Here is a 15,421-nt window from a genome sequence, read left to right as displayed (position 1 = left end):
GTGCAGTCTCTTGAAATCGCGGGAGTGTTTGGCAGATATAAAGTGCCAGCCGACCAAGTCGCAACGCCCACCCGGCGGACGGGCACCGCGCGTCTCACCAGTTAAGGCCAACGTCCCCTTCAGGCCACATCGCAACGCTCCCCTATTCTACCCCACGCGATACGGCAACACACCGCGTTCGTCCGGTGTCACCTGCAACCGCCGCTCCAGCGGCGGGACCGAGCGTTGGTGACACTCCGCCCGCTCGCAAATCCGGCACGAAATGCCGATCGGCTCGAAGGCCCGCGCATGGCTCACATCCAGATCATCCGCATAAACCAGATCGCCCGCGTGTTTCACCTCGCAACCAAGGCTGATCGCAAACCGTCGCACTGGCGCGCCGAAACTGCCCCCAGGTTTGCTCACGTCACGTGCGAGGCTGATATAGCGCACCCCGTCCGGCGTCTCGGCCAATTGCCGCAGAAACCGTCCCGGCGTTTCAAACGCGCGATGCACATTCCAGAGCGGACAGGCCCCGCCAAATCGCGCGAATTGCAATCGCGTCGCCGAATGCCGTTTGGTGATTGTTCCGGCCTGGTCGACCCGCACGAAAAAGAACGGAATGCCCTTGGCCCCTGGACGTTGCAGGGTCGAGAGGCGATGACAAACCTGCTCGATTGACGCGCCAAACCGGTTGGCGAGCACCTCCAGATCGTGCCGCACCTCTTGAGCTGCGGACAGAAACCGGCCATAGGGCATCATGGCTGCCCCGGCGAAGTAATTCGCCAACCCGATCTTGGCAATCGAGCGCGCCGCCTCGGACTGAAACCGCGCAAAATCCAGAGTGGCTTCGAGGAGTTGGTCTTGCGTCACAAGGGCCAATTGCAACAAGAGTTGAAACCGGCGGCTCTCTGGCGCCGCGCGGGACGACAGCGTGAGAATCCCGGCATCGCGGTCGTAATGCCGCAACTGCGCTGTATCGGCCTCGACCACGGTGATCCCTAGCCCCGCCAGCCGTGCCGCAGCCAATTCGGAAATCCCCTGCCGCTCGCCGCCCTCGGCAAAGCGTTCGGCGGCATGATCCACCGCATCTATGTAATTGTCGCAGTAATGAAAGAAATCGCGGACTTCGTCCCAGGGGCTCGATTGGCTGCGCGCATCCTCGCGCCCCAAGGCCTCGTCGAGCGAGGCCAGCCGCTCGTGGGTTTGACGATAGGCGCTGTGCAATTCCAGAAATGCCCGCGCCAGCGCCGGGGCGTTCGACGCCGTCAGCCGCAGATCGGCCAAGGGGGGTGGATCGTCGCCAAACACCGGATCGGCCAGCGCCTCGCGCATGTCGCTCACCATCCGCTCGGCATCGCCCGTGCTCAACTCCGTCACGTCGAAACCGAATTCCTGCGCCAGCGCCAGAACCACCGTCGTGCTCAGGGGACGATTGTTGTTCTCCATCTGGTTCAGATAGGGGAGCGACACGCCCAGTTTGCCCGCGAAATCTTTCTGCGTCAGGCCCAGCCGCTGCCGCGTCTCGCGCAGCTTGGCCCCGGCATAGAGTTTCTGCGTCGCCATTGCTCGATCCCACCCGTTTTGCAGTTTCGCATACGGCAATGAGTATCTTTGCAAATTCATGCAGGCAAGCCCTTGCCGCGCGCGCCCCCATAGACACCGCGGCCACAACCGCTAAGCTGAGACACAGAGTCATCGCCATCAGGAGCGCGCGCAGATGCCAGACCCGGCGATCCTTCTTGAATGGGCCGGCTTTGCCGCCCGTTGGTTGCATGTCATCACCGCTATGGCGTGGATTGGCACGTCGTTCTATTTCATTGCGCTCGATCTTGGGTTGCGGCGCGCCCCGGATTTGCCAAATGGCGCGCAGGGCGAGGAATGGCAGGTGCATGGCGGCGGCTTTTATCATATCCGCAAATATCTCGTGGCACCGCCGCAGATGCCCGACCACCTCACCTGGTTCAAATGGGAGAGTTACGCCACCTGGCTCTCGGGTGCGGTCCTCCTCATGCTCGTCTATTGGGTCGGGGCGGAACTCTACCTGCTCGCCCCCGAGAGCCCGCTCAGTACGGGGCAGGGCATCGCCGTCTCGGCGGCGTCGCTGGGTGTCGGTTGGCTGATCTATGACCGGCTTTGTAAATCCGGGCTTGCCGCGCGCCCCACCCTGCTCATGCTGCTCCTTTTCGCACTGCTCACCGGCATGGGGTGGGCCTATACGCAGGTTTTCACCGGGCGCGCGATGATGTTGCATTTGGGTGCCTTCACGGCCACGATCATGACCGCCAATGTGTTCCTCATCATCATGCCAAATCAGCGCATCGTGGTGGCCGACCTGCGCGCCGGGCGCAGGCCCGAGGCGCGCTATGGCCAGATCGCAAAACTGCGTTCGACCCATAACAATTACCTTACCCTGCCTGTCATCTTCCTGATGCTCTCCAACCATTACCCGCTCGCCTTTGCCACGGGCTACAACTGGCTCATCGCGGCCCTTGTCTTCCTGATGGGCGTCACCATCCGGCATTTCTTCAACACGCTGCACGCCCGGCGCGGCCCCCCTTGGTGGACATGGGGGCTGACCGCACTGATCTTCGCCGCCATCGTCTGGCTGTCTGCGCTTGGCGGCCCGACGCCCGCCGATACCGCCCCCGAAACCACACGCCTCAGCCCTGCCCAGACCCGCCTGACCGAGGCCCCCGGCTTTGACACCGTGCAGGAAATTGTCGCCCTGCGCTGTGCCATGTGCCACGCGGCCGAACCGCTCTGGCCCGGAATGATCCACGCGCCCAAGGGCGTGATTCTCGAAACGCCCGTCGACCTCGCCCGGCAGGCCCGCGCCCTTTACCTGCATGCCGGTCTCTCCCACGCTATGCCGCCCGCCAATCTCACTGCGATGGAACTGGCAGAGCGCGCCACCCTCATCGCTTGGTACCGGGCGGGCCGTGCCGTACCCTAGCCTCATAGCGTGCCGAATCGAGTCCCGCCTTCAACCAGCTTATTTCCCGCAGTCGCGCCTGCGTCATCAACTCGTGATGTTCCATGCGCGCCTGATCCGCCTTCTCCAAGGCCTCGAGATCGCTGACCGAGACAATGCCCGCCACCCGCACCCCGTTGCGCAGCACCATCACCCTTCGTCCGCCCGCCGCCAGATGATCCACAACCCGCCGCAGACGGACCCGCAACCGGTGAATCGGCATCTCGTCATACATTGCCCGCCTCATGTCTTGCCCGATGAGGCGAGCCTGACAGACGCCGGTTAAGAAATCGTTGCCGCCACCGATCGGCCGGGACAAAACCGATGCGAGACCTTACAAAATCACCTCTAGAACCTTACAAAGGTTACAACCGATCTCACCCCGGAGCGCACCGCATGAAAATCGCCACCGCCGCCTATCCGCTCGACGCACTCACCTCTTGGGCCGAGTATCGCCGCAAACTCACCGATTGGGTGGCCGAGGCGGCCGGGCAGGGGGCGGATCTTGCCGTCTTTCCTGAATATGGCACGATGGAATTGGCCATGCTCGCGGGGGCCGAGGCCGCAGGCGATCTGGAACGCTCTTTGCACGCTGTTTCTGACGTTATGTCAGAGGCTTACGATCTGCACGCAGAGCTTGCAACCAAGCATGATCTACACATTTTGGGCGCGTCTGCCCCCGTGTTCGACCCGGATTTGGGAGCACGCCCAGTGAATCGCGCCATGCTCTTTACCCCCACCGGCGCGCGCGCCGCACAGGACAAACAGATCATGACCCGCTTCGAGCGCGAGGAATGGCATGTTGCGTCCGGCGGCCCTCTGCGCCTCTTCGACACAAGCCTGGGCAAGATCGGTATCCTGATCTGTTACGACAGCGAATTTCCTTTGCTGGGCAAGGCTTTGGCCGATGCTGACCTGATCCTCGTGCCTTCCTGCACCGAGGCTCTGACCGGCTATTCCCGCGTCCGGATCGGGGCCATGGCCCGCGCGCTTGAAATGCAATGCGTGGCGGTGATGGCCTCGACCGTCGGCACGGCGGCGTGGTCCCCGGCAGTGGACACCAATTGTGGTATGGGTGGCGTCTTTGGTCCACCAGATACAGGCTTCCCACCCACTGGCGTCCTTGCCGAAGGCACGCTCAACCGCCCCGGCTGGACCTATGCCGAGGTCGATCTGGACCGCATCGCCCATGTCCGCGCCGACGGGGTCGTCCTCAACCGTCGCCATTGGGACGATCAACAGGGGCGCGACGTCACGGTCACATCTGAACGTCTGCGGTGATTAGACCCTTGAAAACCGCGCAAAACAGGCGCATTTACTAGCGCGTTCCGCAAAACGGCGGGGCGCCATATCAAGGAGAGACCATGGCCAAGGAAGACACGCTCGAATTTCCCGGTGTCGTCAAGGAACTCCTGCCCAACGCGACATTCAGGGTCGAGCTTGAAAACGGCCATGAGATCATCGCACATACGGCAGGTAAAATGCGCAAGAACCGCATCCGCGTTCTTGCAGGCGACAAAGTTCAGGTGGAAATGACCCCCTACGATCTGACCAAGGGTCGGATCAACTATCGCTTCAAGTAAGTTTGGCGCGCAGCCCCGAGTATGTTCAGGCGTTTCGGGCGGCCTCCAAAGAGGCGGTCTCTTATGTGCATGAATTAGCTCAGGAAATGAACGATCCGCATGCTAAGGCGATCCTCGATGCTGCCGCCTTTTCCTTGGGTTTGCGCCTGCGCGAACGCGCCGCCATGATGCAAGATGAGGCAAAGTCGGAATGAAACTGATCCTCGGATCTGGCAGCCCGCGCCGCCGCGATCTATTGGCGCAGATCGGGGTGGTGGCGGATGACATCCGCCCGCCCGAGATCGACGAAACCCCCGCCAAGGCCGAATTGCCCCGCCCCTACTGCGCCCGTATGGCGCGGCAAAAGGTATGGGCGGTTTCGGCGGATGAGGGCGATATTGTGCTCTGCGCCGACACCACCGTGGCGCTTGGTCGCCGCATTCTTGGCAAGCCGCAAGATGTTGGCGAAGCGGCACAATTCCTGCTCGCCCTCTCCGGTCGGCGACACCGTGTGGTTACCGCAGTCGCCGTCCGGCGTGGCGCGCGGATATGGGAGCGCGATGTCGTGACCACCGTGCAGATGAAGCGCCTCTCGGATGAGGACCTCAACGCCTACCTTGCCACGAATGACTGGCAGGGCAAGGCCGGCGGCTACGCCATCCAAGGCCCCGCAGGAGCGCTAATTCCCTGGATTCAGGGCTCTTTCACCGCCGTCGTCGGCCTGCCTCTGGCCGAGACCGCAGGCCTCTTGCGCGCCGCAGGCTACCCTCTCTGGAAGGACACCCCATGACCCTGCGCACCATCGCGCTCGACCATCTGAACGGCGCCGAGGCCGCGGCCCTGTTGGTCGGCGGGCGGCTTGAGGATCTGCTGATCGACTCGGATCAACCGCGCCCCGGTGCCATCTATCGCGCCATCGCCGACCGGCCCGTCAAAGGCCAGGGCGGCATGTTCCTGCGTACCCCGGATGGGTCCGCTTTCCTGCGCCAGATCAAAGGCTTGGCCCCGGGTCAACCGCTGCTGGTGCAAGTCACGGGCTATGCCGAACCGGGCAAGGCGCTGCCTGTGACAAGCAATATTCTCTTCAAGAGCCGTTACGCAATCGTCACCCCTGACGCGCCGGGTCTCAATATCTCTCGTTCGATTAAGGACGAGGACCTGCGCGATTCTCTCCTCGAAATTGCCCACGCGGAGATGGGGCAGAGCACGATGGGCCTGATCTTGCGCTCCTCATGTGAAACAGCCCAAGCCTCTGATATAGCCGAGGATATTCGCGCAATGTGCGAGCTGGCCGAAGCCGTTCTGGCCGATGCTACAGGGTCCGAGCCTGAGACCCTGACCGAAGGCGATGGCCCCCATACCCTTGCGTGGCGCGACTGGGTGGCTCCCGCCGATGTGATGACCACCCCCGGCTCCTTCGCAACAACTGGCGTGCTCGACCAGATTGGGGCACTCAGTGACCCTCAGGTGCCCCTGCCTGGCGGCGGATCATATTATATCGAGCCTACCCGGGCGCTTGTGGCTGTAGATGTCAATACTGGCGGTGACGCCAGTCTTGCGGCGGGGCTCAAGGCCAACATCGCCTTGGCCCGCGATCTTCCGCGCCAGTTGCGCCTGCGGGGCTTGGGCGGGCAGATCACTCTTGATCTTGCGCCAATGCCCAAAAAAGACCGCCGCACCTTCGAATCCGCTCTGCGCGCCACGTTTCGTCAGGATGCGACGGAAACCGCCCTTGTGGGCTGGACACCTCTGGGGCACTTTGAGTTGCAACGCAAACGTGACCGCCTGCCTCTGACTGACCTATTCAAATGACTTGTCCGATCTGCCAGAAAAAGACTGACCACGCCTACCGCCCCTTCTGCTCGCGGCGCTGTGCTGACATTGATCTGGGTAAATGGTTTGCGGGCGATTATGCTGTTCCCTCCACAGAGCCCCCTGATCTGGAAGAGGCCATCGACGCCTTGGAGCAAGAGCTGCAAAAACCCCATTGAATTTTGCTCATACCCTCTGGACACCCCGCGCGCGCTCGCCTAGAACGCATCCACCCGAAGGCCAAGCCTTCTCCCATGCCCGGGTAGCTCAGGGGTAGAGCAGTGGATTGAAAATCCTCGTGTCGGTGGTTCGATTCCGCCCCCGGGCACCATTTTAAATAAATTAAAACATACACTTACGTGCCATGAAGTTATCTCTGGATATCTGGTGACTATACCTGGGGTATCAATGGGGTATCATTCATACAGGCACTTTCGACCATAAATTCTTTCTTCGGGGCATTCAGATGAATGTGCCCAAAAAATCAGACCCTTGCACGATAAGACGTTGGTTCGAGTTTCAGTGTCTCGGAGAGGCGACCTGAAAGCGTAAAGAACCGAGGTTTGTCTGGGAAATTGAACACCCGAACCAGATGGTAGGATTGTGCCTTTTCCTCGGATACAGCAACTTCATTGTTTGACACATAAAAGGCGGTCGCCAGCCCGCCTGTGGTAGTCTTAACCTCGAGAAACAATTCGTTCCCTTCGAGGTCAAATGATCTGATGTCATACCCTAGGCCATCGCCTAGCTCCTTTGATACCCACCGAACTCGCTTTGCAAGATCCGCCATTCCGGCGGCCGTGAGTTTGTGTACTTCATATTGAAATACAAAGAACTATCCGGCTTCTCCCAGTTTTCGATTGCGTACCTCCTTCTCCGCGAAATCTGACTGTGTGACGCGGGGCTTCCCATTTTTCTTCGCCCTTTCCGGTGTCTGACTGGCTAACGGGGCCGCTACGGATATCTCGTCGAATTCGCGCTCAACCGACGCCCTAAGAAACTCCTCAGAGGGCAATTCCACTTGCTGTCTGGCCTTCTTTTTGACTAACTTGTTGGGTTCCGCTTCCGTAATGCCCCCGGCATCCGCTTCCTTTACTACTTTGGGCTGATCTTTTACCTCTTCCACTTCAAAATTTTCGGCGGAGGTGTCAGCAGTGGCGACTCCGCGTATTTCATGGTGTGAGGTAATCCAGATTGGTGGAGCGTGACGAAGCACTCGGCACTACGTCACGCCTCAGTGGACGTAAGGGGTCAAGCCACAACGAGATTTACATCCTCCAGCGCGGGGGTCATTATCAACTCTGATTATTCCAGGCTTGCCGCGCCACTCGATGATGCGGTTCAGGCTGCGAATGACCCGTTCGGCGGGTAGCGAGAAATCAACCTCGATCCCCAGTCCCTCGCGGTTGAAGTCATCCAGCACGTTCAGCAGGCGGAACGCACGGCCGTCACCCAATCTGTCGGCCATGAAGTCCATCGACCACGTCACATTCGGCGCGTCCGGCACCGCCAGCACCTCAGGCTTCTCCCGCTGCAACCGCTTCCGAGGTTTGATGCGCAGGTTCAGCTCAAGCGCGCAGTAGATCCGATACACCCGCTTGTGGTTCCATGGATGCCCTTTCACGTTGCGCAGATGCAAAAAACATAGACCAAACCCCCATGCTCTACGTGCATCGATCAGCCCGACCAGCAGGTCGGAGATCACCTCGTTCTCGTCCTTCAGTTTCGGGCTGTAGCGATAGCAGGTCTCGCTGACGCCAAACGCCCGACATGCCAGCGCAATGCTGACGCCTCGTCGTACCACCGCTTTCTCGGCCATCTCCCGGCGCTGAGATGACCATACATTTTTCCAAGGGCTTCCTTGAGCAGATCGTTCTGCATGCTCAGATCCGCATACATTCGCCTCAGGCGACGGTTCTCGTCCTCGATCGCCTTCATCTGGCTGACCATTGATGCATCCATCCCGCCATACTTGGCCCGCCATTTGTAGAAAGATGCATCACTCATGCCATGCTCTCGGCACAACTGAGCCACCGGCACGCCGCCCTCGGCCTGGCGCAGGATCGCCATGATCTGCGCTTCACTGTATCTGCTTGTCTTCATTCGAAATCTCCTCGTTCATCTTGCCGAGAAAATTCTACTTATCCAGCCCCTTACTTACGGGGGGATTACCCTCTATCGGCCAGAGCCGCCACGATGAAGGGACATACCTGCACCTAATTCGGGTTCGCGTGGGATTGCCTTTCGCGGAGGACTGCCCTTTAGTCGGGCAAATTTGTACGCTGCGAAAAGTCGCATCACTCAGACCGAAAGGAAGACACTCATGTCGCGAACGGTAATTATCGAAAAGGCAGGCGGAGCCGAGGAGTTGAAGCTCGTTGACCTTGAGGTCGGCGAACCGGGGCAGGGTGAGATTCGTATCCGGCATATGGCTTGTGGGTTGAATTTCATTGACGTCTATCAGCGCACAGGCCTCTATCCTCTGACCTATCCACATGCATTGGGTATGGAGGCGGCAGGTGTTGTCGAGGCAGTGGGCGAGGGGGTTACCCATCTGAAACCCGGCGACCGCGCCGCCTATGCGGCGACCCCGCCGGGTGCTTACGCCGAGGCGCGGGTGATGCCCGCGTCGCAGGTTTGTCCGCTGCCCGATGGCATTTCCTTTGAGGATGCGGCCTCAATCATGTTGCAGGGGATGACGGTCGAATATCTCTTTCACCGGGTTTGGCCGCTCGAGGCGGGGCAAACCGTGCTGTTCCATGCCGCCGCCGGGGGTGTCGGGCTCTTGGCCTGCCAATGGGCGCGCTCGGAGGGGATCACTCTGATCGGGACAGCGGGCACGGATGAGAAGTGCAAACTTGCGCTGGAAAACGGTGCCTCCGCCTGCATCAATTATCGCGATCGAGATTTCGTGTCCGAGGTCAAGACGTTGACTGATGGCAAGGGCGTGGACGTTGTGATGGACGGGGTGGGCAAAGATACGTTCAACCTCTCGCTCGATTGTCTCAAGCCCTTGGGAATGATGATGTCCTTTGGCAATGCTTCTGGCCCGGTCGAACCGGTGAGCCTGCTAACGCTGGCGGCCAAGGGATCGCTCAAGCTGACGCGCACGACGCTGTTCACCTTTCTTGCCGATCACGCCCGCTGTCAGGACATGGCGCGGCACCTCTTCGACAAGGTCGAGAGTGGCGCGGTAAAGGTCAATATCGGCCAGCGGTTCCCGCTTGATCAGGTCGCAGAGGCGCATCGCGCGCTGGAAGGGCGGAAAACGACCGGATCGACGATCTTGACGCTATGAGACGTAACGGTCCTGTCTCCTCTATCGGAGTCAAAGGGGCGAGGGCGGATCAGCGTCCTCGCTCTGTTATCGTGGGCGGCGCCCCTACACGGTGATTGCATAATATTGCTCCCCTTGCGAACAGGTCTGGCCCTCGCTCAGCCGTGATCTGCGCATGGCTTGACGCATGCCGGGCAGAAGCATAGCGTCTGGCCACAACAACGGCCCGGGAACCGGGTGATACACAGGGAGTGGACTATGAGAAAGCTGTTGGGAACCGTCCTGACCAGTGCAGCCTTTGCACTGGTTGGCACCGCCGGATTTGCAGAGACCTTGCGTCTTTTGACATGGGGGGGCTATGCACCCGAATCCGTGATTTCAGCATTCAAAGCTGAAACCGGCATTGATGTCGAAGTCACCTTGTCGAACAACGAGGACATGATTTCCAAGCTCCGCGCCACCGGCGGGGCTGGATTTGATCTTGCTCAGCCCAGTCAGGACCGCATCCTTGGGCCGCAACAGGAGTTCGGCATCTACAAGCCTCTCGATCTGAGCCAGATCGACGCCTCGCAATTCATCGGCGACCTCTATGACGCCTCGGTGGCCGCAACCACGGTCGATGGCGCGGCTTATGGCGTGGCGCATATCTGGGGCGTGTCTGGCTTTGCCGTGGATCGCTCTGTTGCAGGCGATATCAAGACCTATGCCGATCTATGCTCTGCCGATTATGCGGGCAAGATTTCCATGCGGACCAAGCGGATTGCCCTTCTGGGTTTTGCCTTTGCCGCCGGGGAAGACCCGTTCGCGGCCTATGCGGACCCCGCGAAATACGAGGAAATCATCACCGCCGCTGCAACAGCGATGAGTGAGTGCAAGGCCAATGTAAAAGCCTATTGGACCGGTGCTGACGACCTCTTGGCGATGATGCGCTCAGGCGAAGTCGTGGCCGCAGAGGCGTGGGATGCAACCGGGTTCAAGCTGAATGCAGAGGACCCGAAATGGAATTTCGTGGCCCCCTCGACCGGTGCCTTGGGCTGGATCGACACCTTTGTCATCCCCGCCAAGGGCGAGAATGATGCCGCAGCCTACAAATGGATCAACTTCGTGATGCGCCCTGATATCGCAGCGCAAATCGTCAATCAGGCGGGGTCGTTCTCGGCCTCCAAAGGCTCTGACGAGTTGGTCGATCCTGCGCTGCGCGCCGCCTATCAAGAGGCGTTCCCGCCCGAGGTGATTGCCAACATCAAGTGGTTCCCGCCGATTCCGGCAGGTCTTGAGGATATCGAGGGCCGTCTGCTGGATCAGATCGCGGCACAATAACTTCTAGGTGACGCGGTGGGTGAACCGCCGCGTCAACCCCGAAAGGTCAATAGACGTGGACAGCTTATCCGCCGATCTCGAATGCCGTAACCTGACCAAGCGGTTCGGCAGTTTCACGGCCGTAGACGATGTGTCCTTTGCAATCCCCAAGGGATCTTTCTTCTCCATCCTTGGCCCATCTGGCTGTGGTAAAACCACATTGCTACGGATGATGGCCGGGTTTGCGCGCCCCGATGCGGGCGACATCTTGATCAAGGGCGCCTCCGTTCTGGATACGCCGCCCAACCGGCGGCCCGTCAATCTTGTGTTTCAGCATCTGGCGCTTTTCCCGATGATGACCGTCGCCGAGAATATTGCTTATGGCCTGCGTCGTCGCGGCACGCCGCGTGCTGATATTGCCCGCGCGGTGGCGGATGTTCTGGACCGCGTCGGGCTGCCGGATGCCGGACCGAAGCAGATTGATCAGCTCTCGGGCGGACAAAAGCAACGGATCGCGATCGCGCGTGCCATGGTCCTGGACCCGGCGGTCTTGCTGTTGGATGAGCCGTTGGGCGCGCTGGATCTCAAGCTGCGCGAGCATATGAAGATTGAACTCAAGCAGTTGCAGCACGAGTTTGGCACGACCTTCGTCTATATCACTCATGACCAATCCGAAGCGATGATGATGTCGGACCGGGTGGCGGTGATGAACGCCGGGCGGTTCGAGCAGGTGGGCACGCCGGAAGAGCTGTATTTCCGCCCTCAGACCGCCTTTGTCGCCGGGTTCGTGGGCGATGCCAACAAACTGCGCGCCAAGGTGATCGCGACGGATGGCACAGGATGCAAGCTGGCCACCGATCAGGGCCTCACCTTGATCGCCGCCCCGCCACGGTCTGGCGCGGCGGAAGTGGGGGGCATGTTCGACATCTTTATCCGGCCTGAATCCATCGCAGTGGGGACAGCGGCACAGGACAGCACCAACAGGCTTGAGGCGGTGATCGAGGATGTGCTCTTTAACGGGGCGCAGAGTCGGATTTTGGCGCGCCTGCCGGGGGGCGATGTGATCGAGGCGCTCTTGCCGCAATCGGGCGAAGCAGAGCCATTGCGCCGCGGGGTCTCTGTGGCGCTCGGGCTTGGGCCGGGATCGGTCGTGTCCTTTGCGGCGGCGGGGGCGTGATGCGCGAAGGCAAGCTGGTCTTCTGGTTGCTCTTCGCGCCCTTCGCGGCGTGGATCGCGCTTTTGATCGTGATCCCGCATATCGACATGCTGATCCTGTCGCTGCGCGAAAAGGTGGCCCCGCGCGTCTATGAAACCGGCTTTCGCAACTATGCGGATTTCGCGGCCTCTTGGGTCTATCCTTGGACGCTGCTGCGCACGGTGGTCTTTTCTATTATCGCCACGGTCCTGACATTCCTCATCGGGTTCCCGGTGGCCTATTACATCGCCAAGATCGCACAGGGTCGCACGAAGGCGGCGCTCTTCATGCTGTGCCTCTTGCCGTTCTGGGTATCCGAGATTGTGCGGGTGTTCGGCTGGATGCTGCTCTTGCGTGAAACCGGACTGATTTCCAACGCCTTGCAAGGGCTGGGGATCATCTCGGGGCCGGTCGAGTTTCTCTATAATGACGCGGCCATCCTGATCGGCCTCGTCTACACTTCGATGCTCTTCATGATCGTGCCGCTGATTTCCACCATCGACGGGATGGATGATGCGCTGGTCGAGGCGGGTTATGATCTGGGCGGCAATGGCTGGACCGTGATGACACGGATCGTCATTCCCTATGCCATGCCTGGGATCATCGCGGGTTCTATCGTGGTGTTCATGCTGGCTCTGGGCAATTACCTGACTCCCACGCTGCTGGGCGGCAAAAGTGGACAGTGGTTCACCGCACAGATCTATTCGCAGTTCATCACGCGCTTTAACTGGGAGTTGGGTTCGGCCTTTGGCTTTATCCTCTTGGCCACGTCGAGCGCGCTTGTCTGGCTCTTGCTGCGCCTCTCGGGGCAGTCGCTCTCGAATACATTGGGGCGCTAGAATGCTCGCCTCTCTCCCCCGCTCGCCGCTCTTGCGCTTTGCCTATGCGGCCTATGTGGCGCTGTTTTTTGTCTATATGGCCCTGCCGCTGGCGGTGGTGGCGGTCTTTGCCTTCAACGACAGCCAGTTTCCCGGCCTGCCATGGGAAGGGTTCACGCTGGATTGGTTCATCGGGGCAGAGCAGCCCCGGCTTGGCCTGATCAACGACCGAAGGATCGTTGCCGGCTTTTTCAACTCGGCCTTCGTAGCGTTCTGGGTCACGGCCCTGTCGCTGACCGTGGCGACCACGACCGCGTTTCTCTTTGACCGCCACGAGTTCCGGTTCAAGGAATTCGCCTATCTCATGATGCTGGCACCGCTGGTCATTCCAGGGGTGATACTTGGTATTTCCATTCTTGTGTTTTCGTCGACGCTGGCAGAGGCGGTGAATAGCCTCACAGGTCTGGAGGTCGGGGCGCTGCGTCCGGGGCTGTTTCTGGTGATTCTCGGACAATTTTCATTCATCACCACCATTGCAACGCTGGTGATCGCCGCGCGGCTACGCCGTTTTGACCGCACTCTGGAAGAGGCGGCGCTGAACCTTGGGGCAACGCCGGCGGTGGTTTTTCGAACCATCACCCTTCCGTGGCTGCGACCTGCGCTCTTTGGGGCCGGGATTGTGGCCTTTTTGATTTCCTTCGAGAATTTCAACACCACGCTGATCCTCAACGGATCGAATGCGCCGCTGACGGTAACGATGTTCGACCGCATGCGCGAAGGTTCAACCCCGGTGCTCAACGCCGTGTCGGTGACACTGATGGTGGGATCGGGGCTCTTGGGCCTCTTGGGTATTCTCGTGCAAGGGCGCGCGGCAAAGCCGTAGCTGCCGCCATGCCGCGACGCGGCATTTTTTCTGCAATCGCAAATAAAATGGGCGGCGCGCCTGAGAACTGCCCAAAAAGCGGCAATCTTGGCGGGTTCGCCGCTATGCTGCACGCTCTCGCTAGAGCAATTCGCGCCAAATCTGTTTGCTTCCTCATGCCTGAAACGGCTCAGACCCTCGCAGGGCGGCGCCGGTCCAGACGGACCGCGCTCCTCTGTGGAGAGGTGCAAACAAAATGCTGCGTTGCCAAAATGACGGTGGGGGATCGGAATTGAACAACGCCACGACGCGCGCAGCCCGGACATGGGAGTTCCGTAAGAAATGACGACAAGAACATTTATGGCGAGCCTCGTTGCGACCACCGTTCTGGCGACGGCACCGGCGCTGGCTCAGGATTGCCCCGTCAAGGTGGGCGTGCTCCATTCGCTTTCGGGCACGATGGCAATCTCGGAAACCACGCTCAAGGACACGGTTCTGATGCTGGTCGAACAGCAAAACGCAAAGGGCGGGCTGCTGGGTTGCCCGATCGAGGCGGTCGTGGTCGATCCGGCCTCGGACTGGCCGCTCTTTGCGGAAAAGGCGCGCGAATTGCTGACCGTGAACGAGGTCGATGTGATTTTCGGTTCCTGGACCAGCGTGAGCCGCAAATCCGCCCTGCCGGTGCTGGAGGAACTGAACGGCCTCATGTTCTATCCAGTGCAGTACGAGGGCGAAGAATCCTCGAAGAATGTCTTCTACACCGGTGCCGCGCCCAACCAGCAGGCGATCCCGGCGGTGGATTATTTCATCGACGAACTGGGCGTCGAGAGCTTTGCGCTCTTGGGCACCGACTATGTCTATCCCCGCACCACCAACAACATTCTGGATGCTTACCTCAAATCCAAAGGCGTCGCGGCTGAGGATATCTTTGTCAACTACACGCCGTTCGGTCATTCCGACTGGGCGACCATCGTGGCGGATGTCGTAGCCTTGGGCGCAGGCGGCAAGAAGGTGGGCGTGATTTCCACGATCAACGGCGATGCCAATATCGGCTTTTACAAGGAACTGGCCGCCGCCGGTGTAAGCGCGGATGACATTCCGGTTGTCGCCTTCTCGGTTGGTGAAGAAGAGCTGTCGGGTCTGGATACCACCGAGCTCGTTGGGCATCTCGCGGCGTGGAATTACTTCCAATCCGCCGATACCGAGATCAACGCCGAGTTCGTCAAGGCGTGGAAGGCCTATGCCGGTGAAAACCGCGTGACCAACGACCCGATGGAGGCGCATTACATCGGCTTCAACATGTGGGTGAATGCGGTGACAGCGGCGGGAACCACCGATGTGGACGCCGTGCGCACCGCGATGTGGGGGCAAGAATTCCCCAACCTCACGGGCGGCACGGCTGTCATGCTGCCCAACCATCACCTGACTAAGCCGGTGCTGATCGGCGAAATCCGGGCTGATGGACAGTTTGACATTATCAGCCAGACAACAGAGGTGCCGGGCGATGCCTGGACCGATTATCTGCCCGAGAGCGCGCCGCTAACGAGCGATTGGAAGGATCTGGGCTGCGGTATGTACAATACCGAAACCAAGACCTGCGTGCAGATGACCTCGAACTACTGACGCGGACCGGGCGCGCAGGG

15 protein-coding genes, 1 tRNA gene and 2 pseudogenes are annotated in these 15,421 nt (G+C 60.2%); 14 read left to right on the top strand and 4 right to left on the bottom strand.

Annotated elements, in window-relative coordinates; all coding sequences use genetic code 11:
• Positions 1-147: 147 nt before the first annotated feature.
• Positions 148-1,545, bottom strand: a complete 1,398-nt coding sequence (locus tag ACSSVY_RS08880) for a helix-turn-helix domain-containing protein (RefSeq protein WP_454269162.1) — start codon at positions 1,543-1,545, stop codon at positions 148-150.
• A 154-nt stretch (positions 1,546-1,699) separates the two neighbouring features.
• Here ACSSVY_RS08880 and ACSSVY_RS08875 point away from each other — a divergent pair, with 154 nt between their 5' ends.
• The gene (locus ACSSVY_RS08875) at positions 1,700-2,935 is read left to right on the top strand and encodes a urate hydroxylase PuuD (protein WP_454269161.1); all 1,236 of its coding nucleotides are present in this window, start codon (positions 1,700-1,702) and stop codon (positions 2,933-2,935) included.
• On the opposite strand, the gene ACSSVY_RS08870 is transcribed toward ACSSVY_RS08875, so the two are convergent.
• Positions 2,898-3,200 carry a type II toxin-antitoxin system Phd/YefM family antitoxin gene (locus ACSSVY_RS08870; RefSeq protein ID WP_454269159.1) on the bottom strand — a complete coding sequence of 101 codons (303 nt, stop codon included), beginning with the start codon at positions 3,198-3,200 and terminating at the stop codon, positions 2,898-2,900. The two genes, ACSSVY_RS08875 and ACSSVY_RS08870, sit on opposite strands and share 38 nt — an antisense overlap.
• Before the next feature lie 149 nt (positions 3,201-3,349).
• On the opposite strand from ACSSVY_RS08870, the gene ACSSVY_RS08865 reads away from it, so the two are divergent.
• The 7 genes from ACSSVY_RS08865 to ACSSVY_RS08835 all read left to right on the top strand — a co-directional run bounded on the left by ACSSVY_RS08865 (position 3,350) and on the right by ACSSVY_RS08835 (position 6,658).
• The gene (locus ACSSVY_RS08865) at positions 3,350-4,234 is read left to right on the top strand and encodes a carbon-nitrogen hydrolase family protein (RefSeq protein WP_454269157.1); all 885 of its coding nucleotides are present in this window, start codon (positions 3,350-3,352) and stop codon (positions 4,232-4,234) included.
• Positions 4,235-4,317: 83 nt separating this feature from the next.
• Entirely contained in the window at positions 4,318-4,536 is a 219-nt protein-coding gene (gene infA / locus ACSSVY_RS08860; RefSeq protein WP_005978431.1) for a translation initiation factor IF-1, read from the top strand.
• Positions 4,537-4,538: 2 nt separating this feature from the next.
• Complete coding sequence (locus tag ACSSVY_RS08855; RefSeq protein ID WP_454269151.1) at positions 4,539-4,730, top strand: translation initiation factor IF-1; 192 nt, start codon at positions 4,539-4,541, stop codon at positions 4,728-4,730.
• Positions 4,727-5,305 carry a Maf family protein gene (locus ACSSVY_RS08850; RefSeq protein ID WP_454269150.1) on the top strand — a complete coding sequence of 193 codons (579 nt, stop codon included), beginning with the start codon at positions 4,727-4,729 and terminating at the stop codon, positions 5,303-5,305. Before ACSSVY_RS08855 ends, ACSSVY_RS08850 begins: the two co-directional genes overlap by 4 nt.
• Positions 5,302-6,327: a ribonuclease E/G gene (locus ACSSVY_RS08845; protein WP_454269148.1), complete on the top strand. Its 1,026-nt coding sequence runs from the start codon at positions 5,302-5,304 to the stop codon at positions 6,325-6,327. Before ACSSVY_RS08850 ends, ACSSVY_RS08845 begins: the two co-directional genes overlap by 4 nt.
• Entirely contained in the window at positions 6,324-6,506 is a 183-nt protein-coding gene (locus ACSSVY_RS08840; RefSeq protein WP_454269146.1) for a DNA gyrase inhibitor YacG, read from the top strand. Before ACSSVY_RS08845 ends, ACSSVY_RS08840 begins: the two co-directional genes overlap by 4 nt.
• Positions 6,507-6,583: 77 nt before the next feature.
• A tRNA-Phe gene (locus ACSSVY_RS08835) sits at positions 6,584-6,658 on the top strand.
• Positions 6,659-6,811: 153 nt separating this feature from the next.
• Here ACSSVY_RS08835 and ACSSVY_RS08830 read toward each other — a convergent pair.
• Both ACSSVY_RS08830 and ACSSVY_RS08825 read right to left on the bottom strand, forming a co-directional pair.
• Positions 6,812-7,147, bottom strand: a pseudogene (locus ACSSVY_RS08830) (DUF3883 domain-containing protein); the annotation flags it as partial.
• A gap of 465 nt (positions 7,148-7,612) precedes the next feature.
• A pseudogene (locus tag ACSSVY_RS08825) lies at positions 7,613-8,430 on the bottom strand (IS3 family transposase); the annotation flags it as partial.
• A gap of 220 nt (positions 8,431-8,650) precedes the next feature.
• On the opposite strand from ACSSVY_RS08825, the gene ACSSVY_RS08820 reads away from it, so the two are divergent.
• The 6 genes from ACSSVY_RS08820 to urtA all read left to right on the top strand — a co-directional run bounded on the left by ACSSVY_RS08820 (position 8,651) and on the right by urtA (position 15,401).
• On the top strand, positions 8,651-9,625 hold the full coding sequence (locus ACSSVY_RS08820) for a quinone oxidoreductase family protein (protein WP_454269144.1): 975 nt from the start codon (positions 8,651-8,653) through the stop codon (positions 9,623-9,625).
• Positions 9,626-9,862: 237 nt separating this feature from the next.
• Entirely contained in the window at positions 9,863-10,924 is a 1,062-nt protein-coding gene (locus ACSSVY_RS08815) for an extracellular solute-binding protein (RefSeq protein WP_454269142.1), read from the top strand.
• A gap of 55 nt (positions 10,925-10,979) precedes the next feature.
• A complete protein-coding gene (locus tag ACSSVY_RS08810; protein WP_454269140.1) occupies positions 10,980-12,080 on the top strand; it encodes an ABC transporter ATP-binding protein in 1,101 nt (366 codons plus the stop codon).
• Positions 12,080-12,937: an ABC transporter permease gene (locus tag ACSSVY_RS08805; RefSeq protein ID WP_454269138.1), complete on the top strand. Its 858-nt coding sequence runs from the start codon at positions 12,080-12,082 to the stop codon at positions 12,935-12,937. The genes ACSSVY_RS08810 and ACSSVY_RS08805 overlap by 1 nt, the downstream gene beginning before the upstream one ends.
• Before the next feature lies 1 nt (position 12,938).
• A complete protein-coding gene (locus ACSSVY_RS08800; protein WP_454269136.1) occupies positions 12,939-13,799 on the top strand; it encodes an ABC transporter permease in 861 nt (286 codons plus the stop codon).
• Positions 13,800-14,120: 321 nt separating this feature from the next.
• Positions 14,121-15,401 carry an urea ABC transporter substrate-binding protein gene (gene urtA / locus ACSSVY_RS08795; RefSeq protein ID WP_454269134.1) on the top strand — a complete coding sequence of 427 codons (1,281 nt, stop codon included), beginning with the start codon at positions 14,121-14,123 and terminating at the stop codon, positions 15,399-15,401.
• Positions 15,402-15,421 lie beyond the last annotated feature (20 nt).

It is taken from the genome of Roseovarius sp. MBR-51 (assembly GCF_053628575.1).
This window is presented reverse-complemented; position numbering and strand designations above follow the sequence as displayed.